The organism is Microlunatus ginsengisoli (assembly GCF_039537205.1).
GTDB lineage: Bacteria > Actinomycetota > Actinomycetes > Propionibacteriales > Propionibacteriaceae > Microlunatus > Microlunatus ginsengisoli.
Genome location: NZ_BAABAB010000006.1, coordinates 122,055 through 137,421 on the forward strand (window position 1 = coordinate 122,055; position 15,367 = coordinate 137,421).

General features: G+C 71.3%; 13 protein-coding genes. 12 read left to right on the forward strand and 1 reads right to left on the reverse strand.

All coding sequences use genetic code 11. The features are described 5' to 3' along the window. The first annotated feature begins 9 nt into the window (after positions 1-9). From cydB to ABD747_RS04430, 5 genes are all read left to right on the forward strand, one after another. Entirely contained in the window at positions 10-1,047 is a 1,038-nt protein-coding gene (cydB, locus tag ABD747_RS04410) for a cytochrome d ubiquinol oxidase subunit II (protein WP_344801880.1), read from the forward strand. Continuing rightward, positions 1,044-2,711, forward strand: a complete 1,668-nt coding sequence (gene cydD, locus ABD747_RS04415) for a thiol reductant ABC exporter subunit CydD (RefSeq protein ID WP_344801881.1) — start codon at positions 1,044-1,046, stop codon at positions 2,709-2,711. The genes cydB and cydD overlap by 4 nt, the downstream gene beginning before the upstream one ends. Then, positions 2,708-4,378: a thiol reductant ABC exporter subunit CydC gene (gene cydC, locus ABD747_RS04420; protein WP_344801882.1), complete on the forward strand. Its 1,671-nt coding sequence runs from the start codon at positions 2,708-2,710 to the stop codon at positions 4,376-4,378. Before cydD ends, cydC begins: the two co-directional genes overlap by 4 nt. A 200-nt stretch (positions 4,379-4,578) precedes the next feature. Further along, entirely contained in the window at positions 4,579-6,519 is a 1,941-nt protein-coding gene (locus ABD747_RS04425) for an MFS transporter (RefSeq protein WP_344801883.1), read from the forward strand. A gap of 49 nt (positions 6,520-6,568) precedes the next feature. Next, positions 6,569-6,853 (forward strand): hypothetical protein, encoded by a 285-nt coding sequence (locus ABD747_RS04430; RefSeq protein ID WP_344801884.1) that lies wholly within the window; start codon positions 6,569-6,571, stop codon positions 6,851-6,853. Positions 6,854-6,881: 28 nt separating this feature from the next. Here ABD747_RS04430 and ABD747_RS04435 read toward each other — a convergent pair whose 3' ends face one another. Next, complete coding sequence (locus ABD747_RS04435) at positions 6,882-7,712, reverse strand: HAD family hydrolase (RefSeq protein WP_344801885.1); 831 nt, start codon at positions 7,710-7,712, stop codon at positions 6,882-6,884. Between the two features lie 109 nt (positions 7,713-7,821). On the opposite strand from ABD747_RS04435, the gene ABD747_RS04440 reads away from it, so the two are divergent. The 7 genes from ABD747_RS04440 (at position 7,822) to ABD747_RS04470 (ending at position 15,352) form a co-directional block, all read left to right on the forward strand. Continuing rightward, complete coding sequence (locus tag ABD747_RS04440) at positions 7,822-9,402, forward strand: class I adenylate-forming enzyme family protein (protein WP_344801886.1); 1,581 nt, start codon at positions 7,822-7,824, stop codon at positions 9,400-9,402. Then, positions 9,395-9,643: a glutaredoxin family protein gene (locus ABD747_RS04445; RefSeq protein WP_344801887.1), complete on the forward strand. Its 249-nt coding sequence runs from the start codon at positions 9,395-9,397 to the stop codon at positions 9,641-9,643. Before ABD747_RS04440 ends, ABD747_RS04445 begins: the two co-directional genes overlap by 8 nt. A gap of 4 nt (positions 9,644-9,647) precedes the next feature. After that, complete coding sequence (locus ABD747_RS04450; RefSeq protein ID WP_344801888.1) at positions 9,648-10,238, forward strand: hypothetical protein; 591 nt, start codon at positions 9,648-9,650, stop codon at positions 10,236-10,238. Positions 10,239-10,493: 255 nt separating this feature from the next. Beyond that, positions 10,494-11,240: a redox-sensing transcriptional repressor Rex gene (locus tag ABD747_RS04455; RefSeq protein WP_344802035.1), complete on the forward strand. Its 747-nt coding sequence runs from the start codon at positions 10,494-10,496 to the stop codon at positions 11,238-11,240. After that, positions 11,237-12,511: a glutamyl-tRNA reductase gene (locus tag ABD747_RS04460; RefSeq protein ID WP_344801889.1), complete on the forward strand. Its 1,275-nt coding sequence runs from the start codon at positions 11,237-11,239 to the stop codon at positions 12,509-12,511. Before ABD747_RS04455 ends, ABD747_RS04460 begins: the two co-directional genes overlap by 4 nt. 103 nt (positions 12,512-12,614) lie before the next feature. Next, complete coding sequence (gene hemC, locus ABD747_RS04465; RefSeq protein ID WP_344801890.1) at positions 12,615-13,691, forward strand: hydroxymethylbilane synthase; 1,077 nt, start codon at positions 12,615-12,617, stop codon at positions 13,689-13,691. 53 nt (positions 13,692-13,744) lie between these two features. Further along, complete coding sequence (locus ABD747_RS04470; RefSeq protein ID WP_344802037.1) at positions 13,745-15,352, forward strand: bifunctional uroporphyrinogen-III C-methyltransferase/uroporphyrinogen-III synthase; 1,608 nt, start codon at positions 13,745-13,747, stop codon at positions 15,350-15,352. Positions 15,353-15,367: the final 15 nt, after the last annotated feature.

Consider the following 15,367-nt stretch of genomic DNA (forward strand, 5'->3'; position numbering starts at 1 on the left):
GGAATCACCGTGGATCTGCCAGCCCTCTGGTTCGTGATCATCGCCTTCTTGTGGATCGGCTATTTCGTGCTCGAAGGATTCGACTTCGGCGTCGGCATGCTGATGCCGATCTTGGGCCGCAACGACCGCGAGCGCCGAGTCGTGATCAACACCATCGGCCCGCACTTCGACGCCAATGAGGTCTGGGTGCTGGTGGCAGGCGGTGCGACCTTCGCCGCTTTCCCGGAGTGGTACGCGACGCTGTTCAGCGGCTTCTACCTGCCGCTGCTGCTGATCTTGGTCGCGCTGATCCTCCGGCTGGTGGCGATCGACTACCGCAGCAAGCGACCCGAGCTGGCCTGGCGCCGCCGCTGGGACGTGTGCATCGTGATCGGCTCCGCAGTGCCGGCGCTGCTGTGGGGAGTCGCGTTCGGCAACATCCTGCGCGGGGTGCCGATCGATCAGAACATGGAGTACGTCGGCGGCTTCGTCAACCTGCTCAATCCCTTTGCCCTGTTGACCGGACTGGTCACCCTCACCGTGTTCCTCACCCACGGTGCGGTCTTCGTCGCGCTGAAGACCGACGGGGTGATCCGTGACCGGGCCCAGAGTTTCGCCGGCCGGGTCGGGCTCCTCGCGGCGGTCCTCGCCGTCGTGCTGCTGATCTGGCTCAACCTGGCCCACGGCGACGTGGTCTCCTCGGTGCTCAGCGTGCTGGCGGCGTTGGCCCTGGTCGGCGGTCTGCTCGCGAACCGCGTGCGGCGTGAGGGCTGGGCCTTCGTCGGCACGGCGGCGGCCATCGCGCTGACCTTCGCCGCGGCGTTCGTCGCGCTCTTCCCCGATGTGATGCCGAGCTCACTCGACCCGGCATGGAGCCTGAACATCCGCAACGCGTCGTCGACGACGTACACCTTGACGATCATGACCTGGGCGGCGGTGATCATGACGCCGGTCGTGCTGGCCTACCAGGTCTGGACCTACTGGGTGTTCAAGAAGCGGCTGGACGTCTCCTCGATCCGCGACGACGTCAAGCTGCCGGAGCCGGCGCCGAGCACCCCGGCTCGATGAGCCGGCGGCGGAGCCCGGGGGCGGGCGGCGCGCTCGACCCGCGGCTGCTTCGCCGGGCCGGGGCGACCCGCGGCTACCTGATCGCCGGAGCGGTGCTCGGCAGCGTCACCGCGCTGCTGATCGTGGCCCAGGCCTGGCTGCTCGCCACCGGCATCGCCGGCGCGTTCGCCCGTCGCGACCTGACGGCGGTCCGCGAGGTCGCCGTACCTTTGGTGGCCGTCTTCGCACTCCGGGCCGCACTGCGCTGGCTGGACGCGATCGTGGCCGCGCGGTCGGCCGCCGCGGTGAAGTCCCAGCTGCGGCGAGAGATCATCGCCGCCCGGCTGCGGAGCCCGAGCGCAGACCTCAAACCCGGCGCGCTGACGTCGGTGCTGACCCAGGGCCTGGACGCCCTGGACGGCTACTTCGCCCGCTATCTGCCCCAGCTCGTGCTGGCCGTGACCGTGCCGGTGATCGTCGGCGCGGCCATCTGGACCGCCGACTGGGTCTCGGTGGTGATCGTCGCGGCGACGGTGCCGCTGATCCCGGTCTTCATGGTGCTGGTCGGACGGATGACGCAGACCCGGGTCCGCCGGCGCGCCCGGCTGCAGGCACGGCTGGCCGACCACTTCGCCGACCTCGTGGCCGGGCTACCGACGCTGCAGGTGTTCGGACGCGCCCGCGCGCAGGCCGAGGGTCTGCGTCGCAGCGGTGAGGCGCACCGGAGCGAGACGATGGCCACCCTCCGGATCTCGTTCCTGTCCGCGCTGGTGCTGGAGCTGCTCGCCACCTTGTCCGTCGCCATGATCGCCGTCGGCATCGGTCTTCGGGTGGTCGAGGGCGAGCTGACCCTGTTCACCGGGCTGTTCGTGTTGATCTTGGCGCCCGAGGTGTATCTGCCGCTGCGGCAGGTGGGCGTGCACTACCACGACAGCGCGGACGGGGTCGCGGCCGCGGAGCACGCGTTCGCCCTGATCGACGCCGCCCCGGCGCCGGCGCCGGGCCGGACGCAGATTCCTGACCTGCGCGACGCCACGGTGGAGTTCGACGCGGTGACCGTCCGCCATCCCGGTGTCGCGGCGCCGGCGCTGGAGCGGATAAGTCTGGTGCTCGGTGCCGGTGAGGTGGTGGCGATCTGCGGCCCGAGCGGAGCGGGCAAGTCCAGCCTGCTCGGCGTGCTGCTCGGGTTCGTCCGGCCCGAATCCGGTCGGGTGCTGGTCGGCGGTGTGCCGCTGCCGGAGCTCGATCCGGACGCCTGGCGGGCCGCGCTGGCCTGGGTGCCGCAGCAGCCGGCGCTGATCGCCGGGACCATCGCGGAGAACGTCCTGCTCGGCGCGCCCGACGCTCCGCAGAGCCGGGTACGCGCCGCTCTGGCCGGAGCCGGCGCCGGCGGGCTCGATCCCGACCGGCTGCTGGACGCGGGCGGCGAGGGGCTGTCGACGGGGGAGCGACGGAGGGTGGCGATTGCCCGGGCGCTGCTCCGGATCGACTGCGGCGGCGGCCAGCTGCTGGTGCTGGACGAGCCGACCGCCGGCCTGGACGTCGAGACCGAGCTGGCCGCGATTGCCGGGCTCCGCTCGGTCGGTGTCGGGGCGCTCGTGGTCAGCCACCGCGAGCCGGTGCTGGCTGCCGCGGACAGGGTGATCCCGCTCGCTGCGCCCGTGCCGCTGGGCGGCCCACGATGATCGGGATCGGCCCGCGCGGGGATCGCGGCCGGCTGCTCGGCGCGGTCGGGTTGGGCGCACTGGCGAGCGCCTGCGGTGTCGCCCTGATGGGGACCTCCGGCTGGCTGCTGTCCCGTGCGGCCGAGCACCCCCCGGTGATGTATCTGATGGTCGCGATCGTCTGCGTCCGAGCGTTCGGTCTCGGCAAGGGCGTGCTGCGCTATGCCGAACGGCTCGTCGGGCACGATCTTGCCCTGCGCCGGCAGGCGGCGCTGCGGATCGAGACCTATCGCGCGCTGGCCCGGTCGACCTGGGTCGGCCGGGGCAGCGGCGACCTGCTGTCGCGGCTGGTCAACGACGTCGAGGCGGTGCAGGACCTGGTGGTCCGGGCGATCGTGCCGATGGCGTCGGCCGCCCTGGTCGTGGTCGGCACCGTCACCGTGCTGGGTGTGCTCTCGCCGGCCGCCGGCGCGATCGTGCTCGGTTCGGCACTGCTGGCGGGAGCGCTGGTTCCGTGGCTGGCCCGGCGGCTGGGCGCGACCGCAACGGCCGCACTCGCCCCGCTCCGCGGTGAGCTCGCCGCGGCCGTCGCCGAGGCCGCCGAGGCCGCACCCGACCTGCTGGCCTACGGCGCCGCCCCGGCCGCGCTGAACCGGGTGGCCGAGGTCGACGGCCGGCTCCGGGCGGCGGAGGCGCGGCTGGCCTGGACCAGCGGAGTCGCCGCCGCGGCGCAGGTCCTGGCCGCCGCGCTGGCGGTGACCGGCACTCTGCTGGTCGGAGCGGCTCAGGTGGCGGCCGGAGCGCTGCCGCCGGTCCAGCTCGCGGTGCTCGTGCTGACGCCGCTCGCGCTGCACGAGGTGCTCGGCACCCTCCCCGCGGCCGCGTTGGCCCTCGGCCGATCGCAAACGGCGCTCCGCCGGGTGCGCGAGATTCTGGACGCCCCGGTGGTCGGCACGCCCGAGCGGGCCGAGTCCGCCCGGACGGAATCGGCTGGGACGGAATCGGCTGGGACGGAATCGGCGGGGACGGAATCGGCGGGGACGGGGTCGGACCGGACGGGGTCGGACCGGATGGGGCGGGCGGGCGACGGTCTCCGGCTCAGCGGCCTGGCCGCGGGCTGGCCCGGCTCGAGGCCGGTGACGGCCGGCCTGGACCTCTCCGTCGCCCCCGGCGAGCGGGTCGCCCTGGTCGGGCCGAGCGGCGTCGGCAAGACCACGGTCGCCGCGACGATCCTGGGCCTGCTGCCGCCGATGGACGGGTCGGTCCAGCTCGCCGGGTCGGTCGGCTACCTCGCCCAGGACGCGTACCTGTTCGACACCACCGTGGCCGAGAACGTACGGATCGGGAAGCGGGATGCCACCGACGCCGAGATCGCCGCGGCGCTGCGCGCGGCGCGGCTCGACCTGGCGCCGGACCGCTTGGTCGGGCTGCACGGCGCCGAGGTGTCCGGCGGGGAGGCCCGCCGGATCGCGCTGGCCCGGCTGCTGGTGCGCAGCGACGACGTGCTGATCTTGGACGAACCGACCGAGCATCTCGACGGTCCCACCGCGGCGGCGCTGCTGACCGATCTGTGGGACCTGTCCCGCGACGCCGCGGTGGTGATGATCACCCATGATCTCGACCTGGCCGCGGACTGTGATCGGACGTACGACCTCGGTCCCGCACAGCGCTGCGAAGCGCAGCACTGACGTCTCGCCACCGCGGAGCCGCGTCCGCGTCTGGTGGCAAGGTCTGCGTCCGCGCGAGTTCGTGTCGGCGGGAAACGCGCGACTAGTGCGAGCCATCGTGGGGAAACCGCAGACTTATGACGCGACCCTTGATGAAAACAATATCATTCGAGTTGGATGCTAATGAAGAGTCATCTTGCACGCATCGGAGCGGAGACTTCATGGCAACGACCGAGTCCACCGTCAAGACCGAGGGCCCCCTCGACTTGATCCAAGCCGGTGAACGCAAGCCGCCGTTGACCCGGACGAACATCATGGTCATGACGCTGGGGTTCTTCGGGAACTCCTTCGGGTTCGGCATCGTCTTCTCCGCGGTCAATCCTCTGTTCACGTTCATCGGAGCCTCGCCGGAGGAACTGCCGATCTTGAACATCGCCGGTCCGATCACCGGGCTCTTCGTGCAGCCGCTGATCGGCGCGGTGAGTGACAAGACATGGAGCGATCGGTGGGGTCGCCGCAAGCCGTTCATCTACGCCGGGGCGCTGCTCGCGGCCCTCGTGTTGATCATCTTTCCGTTCGTCGGTGTGTTGTGGGCCGCCGTGTTGTGTCTCTGGCTGCTCGACATCGGCAACAACACCACGGCCGAGCCCTACCGCGCCTTTCTGTCCGACCGGCTGCCCAAGAACCAGCTTGCCCGCGGCTTCTTGACCCAGAGCTTCTATGCCGGTCTGGGTGCTGTGCTGGCGAACCTGGCCATCTTCGCGTTGCAGAAGTTCGTCACCGGCGAGGGCGGAAACGGCCTGCCCTACTGGATGTACGTCTGCTTCTGGATGGGCACCATCAGTGTCTTGGTCACCGTCCTCATCGCCATGCGCAAGGGTCCCGCGGAACTCCGGCCCGACGACGAGGAGCTCGCCGAGATCAAAGCCGCACCGAAAGGTCTGCTGGTCACGTTCAAGGACATCGCCGGCGCTGTTCGGACGATGCCGGTCGCGATGCACAAGATCGGCGCGGTGTTCTTCTTCCAGTGGTATGCGATGTTCATCTACTGGCAGTTCGTCGCGATCAGCCTCGGCGAGACCGTGTTCAACTCCTCTCCGGAGGCGGGCGGTGAGGCGTGGGAGAAGACCGTGTCGTGGGCGGGTCTGGAGAACGCCACCTACAACTTCTTCACCATGCTGGCGGCGCTGTTCCTGATCGGCTGGTGCCAACGGGTCGGGGCGAAGAAGGTGCAGGCCTTCTGCCTCGGCCTCGCCGCCATCTCGTTGGTGTCGCTGTCGCAGATCGGCAACCAGTACCTGGCGCTGGTGCCGATGATCGGACTGGGGATCGCCTGGGCCAGCATGATCGGGCTGCCGTCGATGATGGTGTCGACGCTGGTTCCGAAGAAGCAGACCGGCGTCTACCTCGGCATCTTGAACACCATGATCGTCGTGCCGATGCTGATCGAGACGGTCACCTTCGGCTGGATCTTCAAGAACCTGCTCGGCGGCAGCGGCAGCAACGCGATCCTGCTCGCCGGCATCATGCTCGCCTGCGGCGGTATCTGCATGCTCTGGGTCAATCCGCCGCCCGAGGACGAAGAGTCACCGCTGATCCCGCTCGGTGCACCCCGCCACATCAAGTCCGTGTACGACGAGGTGATCGTGGGCTCCGACGGCTCCCCGACCTCATTGGTCACCATCGGGCACGCCGCCGGTATCGCGCATGCCGCCGAAGCACGGCTGGTCGTGGTGACCGCCTACAACTCGGGTGGTGCCCAGAGGACTCCTGCGGCCTCCTACGCCCCGGATGCCCACCAGATGCTCTACGGCAAGGATGCGGCCGACCTGGCGATGCAGGTCTCTCTGCGCGCGCTGAGCACGTCGCCGGAGCACAACATCAAGGAGCTCGTGGAGCGCATCGTCCCGGCCGAGCCGGCGCAGGCCCTGCTCGACGCGGCCGGCGACAACCCGAAGAATCTGATCGTCGTCGGCAACCGCGGACTGGGCGCGGCCGAGGGCGAGCTGCTCGGGTCGGTGCCGGCCGAGGTGGTGAAGCACGCCGTCTGCAACGTCATGATCGTGCAGACCACCCGGCACGCCGAGGACCTGGCGGCGATGACCTCGATCATGGAGATCGAGCCGGGCGGCACCGGCGTGCCGGCGACTCCGGCCGGGTGACCGTCGCGGCCGACGGCGGGAGCCGGCACGGCGACGTAGCCTGGGCGGCGTGTACGCAGTGCTGGCCGTGATCCTGCTCGCGGTGGCGGGATTCACCGTGCTGGTGCTGCGCCGCTCTCGGGGCGATGCGTCGTCGGCGCGCTCGCAGCTGGAGAGCTTCGGCTATCTGGGTGCCGGTGCGCTCGCCCTGGTGGCCGCCGCCACCGTGATCATCGGGCTGTCCGGGCTCCCGGGCGGCACGGCCGAGCTGGTCGCGATGGTCGGGTTCTTCGCGTTCGTGCTCTATCTCGGGATCGCGTACGTCGTCGCGACGGTGCTGACCCGGCGTTCCTGAGGCACGCCCGCCGCACGCCCCGAGCGGCTCACTGCTTGAGCCGGCGGCGCAGGGCGAGAGCGGTCGCCACCGCGCCGGTCGTGGCGCCGGCACCGGCGGCACCGATCAGGCCGATCCGGGCTGCCCGCCGGCCCGAGCGGTAGTCGCGGATCTGCCAGTCCTGCTCCTCCGCGTGCTCCTTCAGCCGCCGGTCCGGGTTGATCGCGCACGGGTGACCGACCAGCGACAGCATCGGCAGGTCGTTGTAGGAGTCGGAGTAGGCGAAGCAGCGGGCCAGGTCCAGGTCGTGCTCGGCGGCGAGCGCGCGAACCGCATCGGCCTTGGCCGGACCGTGCAGCATGGTGCCGACCAGCCGGCCGGTGTAGACGCCCTCGACGTGCTCCGCCACGGTGCCGAGTGCGCCGGTCAGGCCGAGCCGGCTCGCGATCAGCCCGGCGACCTCGATCGGCGCCGCCGTCACCAGCCACACCTGCTGACCGACGTCGAGGTGCATCTGGGCGATCGCCCGGGTGCCCGGCCAGATCCGCGGGGCGATCGAGTCCTCGTACATCTCGTTGCCGATGTCCACCAGCTCGGCGACCGTGTGTCCCTCGATGAAGCCCAGCACGGTCGTCCGTGCGTCCTCGATGTGGGAGTCCTTCTCGCCGCCGATCATCCGGAAATAGATCTGCAGCCACAGCCCCTTCATCAGCAGCCGGGTGGAGAAGAAGCCGCGGCGATACATCCCCTTGGCCAGATGGAAGATCGACGCGCCCTGGATCACCGTGTTGTCGAGGTCGAAGAATGCCGCGGCCCGGGCGTCCGGCCGGATCAACGGCTCGGCCGTCGCCGGCTGCGTCGCTTCCGGCGGCTGGGTCACGACCACAACCCTAACGAGGTCGACCGGCCGCCCCCGTTCCATGGGCAGGTGCCGGACGACCGGGGCGGGCCCGATCCCGGCGCGGTCGGGGACATGGAAGACTCGTGTGGTGGCCGCGTCCAGCCCTTCGAGCACGCCCAAGCCGCCGCCGACACCCCTGCCGACCACCGCGGTGGACGATCTCGACGACGACATCGACGTCCGGGCGCTGGTAGACGCCGAGTCCGGGCCGAGCAACCTCGCCGACCTGGTCGCCCGCAACGCTGTGGAGCGACCCGAGGAGCCCGCCCTGATCCAGCCCGGCGAGGACCGCCGGGTGCTGACCTGGTCCGAGCTCGACGGCCAGGTCTCCGCGCTCGCGGCCGGCCTGGTCCGGCACGGGGTCCGCGCGGGGCACCGGTTGGCGTTCCGCGGACCGACCTCCATTCCGTACGTCGTCGGCTATCTCTCCGCCCTCCGGGCCGGCGTCGTCGTGGTCCCGCTGGCCGTTCGGGCCGGCACCGAGCTCTCCGCCCGCTGGCTGGCCGAGAGCGGGGCCCGGCTGCTGCTGGGCGTTGCCGACATGCCTACCGGCAGCGAGATCGAGACGCTGCCACTGACCGCCGCCGGAATCGCCGAGCTGGCCGATCCCGGCGCCGCGCCGGTGGTGAGCCCACCGGATCGGGAATCGCTGGCGGTGCTGCTCTATACCGCGGGCACCGCGGAGGAACCACGCCCGGTGATGCTGAGCCATCGCGCCCTGCTGGCGGGCATCGACGAGACCGGTCCGGGTCGGCCGGACGCCGACTCGGTGATCGGGCTGGCGCTGCCGCTGTCCGGGGCGTACGGCCTGGCCGCCATCCTCGGCAGCTGGATCGGCGCGGGTTGCCGGCTGGTCGTCAGCGACGAGCGGGCTGACCTCGCGCGGCTGGCCGCGGACGAGTCGATCACCCACCTGCCGCTGACACCGCCGCTGATCTTCCGGCTGCTGCAGCGCGCCACGCACGCCGGGACGGATCTGCGGGCGATGCTCGCCAGTGTGGTGGCCGTGGTGTCGGCCGGAGCGCGGCTGCCGTGGCCGCTCACCCGCGAGTTCAGCGAGCAGACCGGCCTGCGGCTCGAGCAGGCGTACGGCCTCACCGAGACCGCGCGGGGCGTGTCCAGCACCCTGGGCGCCGAGCTGCTCGGGCCCGGCCACGTCGGCCGGGCCCTGCCGGGCGTCGAGATCCGGATCGGCGACGGGACCGACGACGAGCCGGGGGAGATCGCGGTTCGCGGGGAGATGCTTTTCTCCGGCTACTGGCCCGACGGCGCCGGCGGCCCGGATCCCGACGGCTGGTGGCGCACCGGTGATCTCGGCTATCTGCGCGGTGAGGATCTGTTCGTCCTGGACCGGGCCCGCGATCTGATCTCCATCAGTGGCTTCACGATCTATCCCGCAGAGGTCGAGCAGGTCATCGGCGAGCTGGAGGGCGTGACCGCGGTGGCGGTGATCGGTGCGCCGGCTGGGCGGGCCGGCCAGCGGATGGTGGCGTTCGTCTCCGGGACGGCGAGTCCGGACGAGGTGCTCGACTACTGCCGGGGACGGCTGGCGGCCTTCAAGCGGCCGAGCGAGGTCCGCAGCGTCGACCAGCTGCCGCGCACCGTCACGGGCCTGATCCGCCGGGGCGCGCTGCGCCGGCTGCTGGCCGCCGAGCGGGCCGATGGCTGAGCCACGCGTATTGGTCCTGGTCCGTCCGGGCTGCCATCTGTGCGAGGACGCCACGGCGATCGTCGACGCCGTCTGCGCCGAACAGGGAGTGGGCTGGGCCGAGCGGGACATCACCGACGACCCCGAGCTGACCGCCCGCTACACCAACGAGATACCGGTGACCTTCGTCGACGGCAAGCAGCACGACTTCTGGCGGGTCGACCCCGACCGGCTGCGCGCCGCGCTGCGCGGCGGTCGCTGACGCGGTGCTGTTCAACGCGCCGACGCTGGCCGGGCTCCAGCAGGGGACGGTCGATCGGACGTACCGGCGCTGGACGGTCGTCCGGCCGAGGGTGGGTTCTCGATTCACGACCCGCGCGGGGGTGGTCGAGGTCACCTCGATCGAGCTGGTCGAGGAGGACGCGCTCGACGAGCACGACGCCGAGCGCGGCGGCTACGACTCCCTCGCCGCGCTGCACAAGTGGACCAGGGCCAAGGGCGCCGGCGACCTCTACCGGATCGGCCTGCGGCTGGTCGGCCCGGACCCCCGGGTCGCGCTGCGGGCCGCCGACTCGCCGACGGCCGACGAGCTGGCCGACCTCGACCGCAGGCTCGACCGGATGGATGCCGCGGCCGACGCGCCGTGGACCCGCCAGGCACTGCGGCTGATCGAGCGCAACCCGGCGGTCGTCTCGACCGAGCTCGCCGCCGAGGCCGGCCAGGAGCGGCAGCAGTTCAAGATCAGGATCAGGCGGCTGAAGGCGCTGGGGCTGACCGAAAGCCTCGAGATCGGCTATCGGCTGTCGCCGCGCGGCGCCGCCTATCTGGCTCACCTGGACGCCGACGCCGCCCGATAGAACTCGGATCCCTGGGACCGGTTCGGATCCTCTGCAGGGGATCCGAACCGTGCCAGGGGATCCGAGACCGGTCAGGGCGACCTCATTTGTTCACGCGTTCACAAGCTCCTAGAGTGAGCATGCTCGGCTGGGCGGAGGTCCGCGCCGGCTCGCCGACCTGCTCGATCCGATTCCGGGAGTGATGTGGCCAGTCAGACCCGCGCCGGCACCTTGCCGGGTTCGGGCGTCGCTGCCGCGGTCCTTCCGGCGGCACCGTTGGGGTCCCCGCCCGCGGCGTCGCCGGCCGCGGCCAAGGGGATCCCGGCCGCGACGGTGGCCCGGCTGCCGGTCTATCTGCGCGCGCTCGCCGGGGTGGCCGCCCGCGGGGTGGACACCATCAGCAGCGGCGCGCTGGCGGAGGCGGCCGGGGTGAGCTCGGCGCAGCTGCGCAAAGACCTGTCCTATCTCGGCTCGTACGGCACCCGCGGCGTCGGCTACGACGTCGAGTACCTGCGGTTCCAGATCGGTCGCGAGGTCGGCTCCGCGCACGACTGGCCGGTGATCATCGTCGGCCTCGGCAACCTGGGCACCGCACTCGCGAACTACTCCGGCTTCTCCTCCCGTGGGTTCCGGGTCGTCGCCCTGGTCGATTCCGCGCCGGAGCTGGTGGGCCGGCAGATCCACGGGCTCACCATCGGCGACATCGCCGACCTGGAGCGACTCGTCGCCGACTCCGGGGCCGCGATCGCCGTCATCGCAACACCGGCCGAGGCGGCCCAGGCGGTCGCCGACCGGCTGGTCGAGTGCGGCATCACCAGCATCCTCAACTTCGCGCCCGTCGTGCTCACGGTCGACGGAGCCGTGACGGTGCGCAAGGTCGATCTCGGCCAGGAGCTGCAGATCCTGGCCTACCACGAACAGCGCAAGGCCGACGAGCCCGCGGCCGGCCGGATCGGGATCGGACCCGCCGGTCCCCGCCGGATCGACCGGGAACCGGCGTCGAACAGGAGAATCGTCTCGTGAGCATCCTCGTGCTGAGCGTGTCGCACAAGACCGCGTCGGTCGAGTTCTTGTCCCAGCTGGCGATGGATGCGCCCGGCGCGGCCAAGTTCGCCGACGAGCTGATGACAAGCGAGCACGTCGACGAGGCCGTCGTGCTGTCCACCTGCAACCGGACCGAGCTGTATGCCTCGGTGTCGCGGTTCCACGGCGGGCTCGAGGACACCGCCGGCGCCTTGGCCCGGTTCGCCGGCCTGACCGTCGGCGAGCTCCAGAACCGGTGCGCGGTCTATTTCGACGAGGGCGCGGTCGCGCACACCTTCGGGGTGGCCTCCGGGTTGGACTCGCTGGTCGTCGGGGAGAGCCAGATTCTCGGCCAGGTGCGGGCGGCGCTGACCCAGTCGCAGGGCCACGGCACCGTCGGAACCGTGCTGAACTCCCTGTTCCAGCAGGCGATCCGGGTCGGCAAGCGGGTGCACACCGAGACCTCCGTCGGCAGCGCCGGGCGGTCCCTCGTGACCGCGGCGTACGACCTGCTGGCGTCGCGGATCGGCGATCTGGCCGGTCGCCGGGTGCTGGTCGTCGGCGCCGGCTCGATGGCCACCCTGGCGGCGCGGACCGCCGCCGCGGCCGGAGCGTCGGTGATTTGTGTGAACCGGACGTACGCCCGCGCGCACAAGTTGGCCGAGGCGATCGGTGGCCGAGCACGGGAGTGGGCCGAGCTGCCGGCTGCGCTCGGCACCGCCGACGTGGTGGTCACCTGCACCGGCGCCCGCCAGTTGTTGATCAGCAGGGCCGAGCTGACCGGCACCCCGGTCCGCGGCATCGTGGACTTGGCGTTGCCGGCCGATGTGGCGAGCGACGTCACCGACCTCGGCGTCGAGCTGGTGAACCTGGCGCGGCTGGTCGAGGACCAGGTCGACTCGGCCACCGCCCAGCAGATCGACGCCGCCCGGCTGCTGGTCCGCTCGGAGGTGGCGGACTTCCTCGGGTTGCGCCGCGCGGCGACGGTGGCGCCGACCGTGGTGGCGCTGCGGTCGATGGCCTCGGAGGTCGTCGCGGCGGAGATGCAGCGGCTCGACCTGCGCGTGCCCGAGCTCACCCAGCGGGAGCGCGACGAGGTGCACCGGACCGTACGGCGGGTGGTGGACAAGCTGCTGCACGCGCCGACCGTGCGGGTCCAGGAGCTGGCGGCGGACTCGGCCAGCGTCGACTATGCGGCCGCGCTGCGCGAACTGTTCGCGCTGGATCCCCAGACCGTCGCCGCGGTGATGTCCCCAGAGGTGCCGCGGTAGGTATGTGCCCCGAGCCTGCCCGTTCGTGCCCCGAATCACTCCGTGCGTGCCCTGAGACCTTCGACCTGCTCACGACCGGCTCTGTCGAAGAGTGCCGCACCCGATGACACTCGACCCGATCCGGATCGGCGCCCGCCGGTCGCCGCTGGCCCGCGCCCAGGCCGACGACGTCGCCGCGCTGCTGGGTGCGGCGGGCGTGCCGTCGGTGTTCGTCGGGATCACCACGGTCGGCGACGTGGACGGCCGGGCGTTGACCGAGATCGGTGGCACCGGGGTGTTCACCAGTGCGGTACGCGAGGCCCTCGCTGACGGCCGGATCGATCTCGCCGTGCACTCGCTCAAGGACCTGCCGACGGCGCCGGTCGACGGGCTGGTGCTGGCGGCCGTACCGCCCCGGGAGGACACCCGAGACGTCCTGGTCGGGCTGCGGCTGCAGGACCTGCGTGACGGGGTGCGGATCGGGACCGGGGCGCCGCGGCGGGCGGTCCAGCTGATCGAGCTGGGCCATCGTCTCCAAATCGTTATCGAGCCCGTGCCGATCCGGGGAAATGTCGACAGCCGGATCGCGAAGGTCAGGGCCGGCGAGTGTGACGCCGTTCTCCTGGCCGCCGCCGGATTGCGACGTCTCGGTCATCTTCCGGACACTTTGGAGGGATCCTCCAACTCGGAAACCGTTGTCAACGGCTTGCCGGCCTCTGTTTTGAGCGAGGAGCTGATGCTCCCCGCGCCGGGTCAGGGCGCGTTGGCACTGGAAACTCATGAATCTCTCAGTCCGCCGCGAGCGAACGCCGTGCGCGCCCTGAACGACCCGGTCAGTCGGGCGGAATCCCTTGCAGAGCGAGGATTCCTGGCTGCGCTGGAGGCCGGCTGTACCGCCCCCGTCGGTGCACGCGCATTTGTCAAATCCGTCCGTGGTATGAGTCTCGATTTGACTCTGGCGGCCGTAATTGGGAGAACGTATCTGAGCAACTTGTCAGAACCGACCAAAAGCGGACCGACAGCGACCCCCGGTCTCTTCCGTCTCCAGCGGCGCGGCGCGACGGAGGACCCGGTGCAGTTCGGTGCGGCTGCCGCCAGGGAAGCGCTGACGGAGTTGCTCGACGAGCCTGTGCCCGATGGGCACGTACAACGCGCCGGTCCAGCATCGGCGCCGAACACAGAACGCGAGAACCCCCTGTGAGCACAACGTCGGTCCGCAAGCCCCGCACCACCTCCACCTCCGCGTCCACCCCCATGTCACCTGTCACCCGCGGCCGGGTGATCTTCGTCGGGACCGGGCCCGGCGACCCCGACCTGCTCACCCTCGGTGCCATCGCGGCGCTGGCCGACGCCAGCGCCGTCATCCTCGACTCGGACCGGCAGTCGCCGATCTTGGAGCATCCCGCGATCACGCTCGCGGAGGAGGCGGAGGTGACCACGCTCGGACTGTCCGAGGCCGGCCGGCCGCTGTCGCCGTCGGCCCGGGCCAAGATCGTCTTGAAGCACGCGTGCTCCGGCGCGCGGGTGGTCCGGCTCGTGCACGGCGACCCGTTCCTGGACAACGCGGTGGCCGACGAGGCTGCGGCCTGCGTCCGGGGCGGCATCGACTTCGAGGTCGTGCCCGGCGTGTCCAGCCTGACCGCGGTCCCGGAGTACGCCGGGGTCGACCTGACCCACGGCGGCGGGGTGCACTTCGCCTCGGCCACCGAGGGCCGGTTCAGCAAGGCCGCCGCGGCGCCGTGGGGAGCCGCCTCCACCGTGGTGGTGAGCACGGTGGTTTCCATGATCAACAGCCTGGTCGAGGCCGCGAAGGCGGCGGGCCGACCCGGTGATGATCATGTGCTGGTCACCCTGCACGGTGGCAGCACGGAGCAGCTCACCGTGGGCACCACGTTGGACGAGCTGGTGAGTGTGGTGAAGTCGACCAAGGCCCCGGGCACCGACCCGGCCCATGTGATCATCGGTCAGGCCGCCGAGCAGCGCAGTGAGCTGTCCTGGTACGAGACCAAGCCGCTGTTCGGCTGGCGCGTGCTGGTGCCGCGGACGAAGGACCAGGCGGCGCCGATGGTCGCCCGGCTGCGCACCTACGGCGCGCACAGCGAGGAGGTGCCGACCATCTCGGTCGAGCCGCCGCGCAGTCCGCTGCAGATGGACAAGGCCATCCGCGGCCTGGTCGAGGGGCGCTACGAGTGGGTCGCCTTTACCTCGGTGAACGCGGTCAAGGCAGTCCGGGAGAAGTTCGAGGAGTACGGCCTCGACGCCCGCGCGTTCTCCGGGCTGAAGGTCGCGGTCGTCGGCGAGGTGACCGCGAAGGCCTTGCAGGCTTGGGGAATCGAGCCCGACCTGGTGCCGACCGGCGAGCAGTCCGCGGCCGGCCTGGCAGCCGAGTTCCCGCCGTACGACGACGTGCTGGACCCGATCAACCGGGTCTTCCTGCCGCGCGCCGACATCGCCACCGAGACCCTCGCCGCCGGCTTGATCAACCTGGGCTGGGAAGTCGAGGACGTGACGGCCTACCGGACCGTGCGGGCGGCTCCGCCGGACGCGTCGGTGCGCGAGGCGATCAAGACCGGGAAGTTCGACGCCGTCGTGTTCACCTCGTCCTCGACGGTGCGCAACCTGGTCGGCATCGCCGGGAAGCCGCACCCGTCGACGGTGATCGCGGTGATCGGTCCGGCGACCGCACGGACCTGCGAGGAGCACGGGCTCCGGGTCGACGTGATCGCCGGCAAGCCGTCCGTGGTCGAGCTCGCCGACGCCTTGGCCAGCTTCGCTGCGGAGCGGCGGGACGCGCTGATCGCCGAGGGCGAGTCGGTGCTCCGTCCGTCGCAGCGCAAGCCGACCTCGCGCAAGCGGGTGTGAGTGGGTTCGATCGGA

What these genes read in the sequence shown, in the direction of transcription:
- cydD (WP_344801881.1), top strand. Translation starts at nt 1,044, where the DNA reads ATGAGCCGGCGGCGGAGCCCGGGGGCGGGCGGCGCGCTCGACCCGCGG.
- cydC (WP_344801882.1), top strand. Translation starts at nt 2,708, where the DNA reads ATGATCGGGATCGGCCCGCGCGGGGATCGCGGCCGGCTGCTCGGCGCG.
- ABD747_RS04425 (WP_344801883.1), top strand. Translation starts at nt 4,579, where the DNA reads ATGGCAACGACCGAGTCCACCGTCAAGACCGAGGGCCCCCTCGACTTG.
- ABD747_RS04445 (WP_344801887.1), top strand. Translation starts at nt 9,395, where the DNA reads ATGGCTGAGCCACGCGTATTGGTCCTGGTCCGTCCGGGCTGCCATCTG.
- hemC (WP_344801890.1), top strand. Translation starts at nt 12,615, where the DNA reads ATGACACTCGACCCGATCCGGATCGGCGCCCGCCGGTCGCCGCTGGCC.
- ABD747_RS04470 (WP_344802037.1), top strand. Translation starts at nt 13,745, where the DNA reads ATGTCACCTGTCACCCGCGGCCGGGTGATCTTCGTCGGGACCGGGCCC.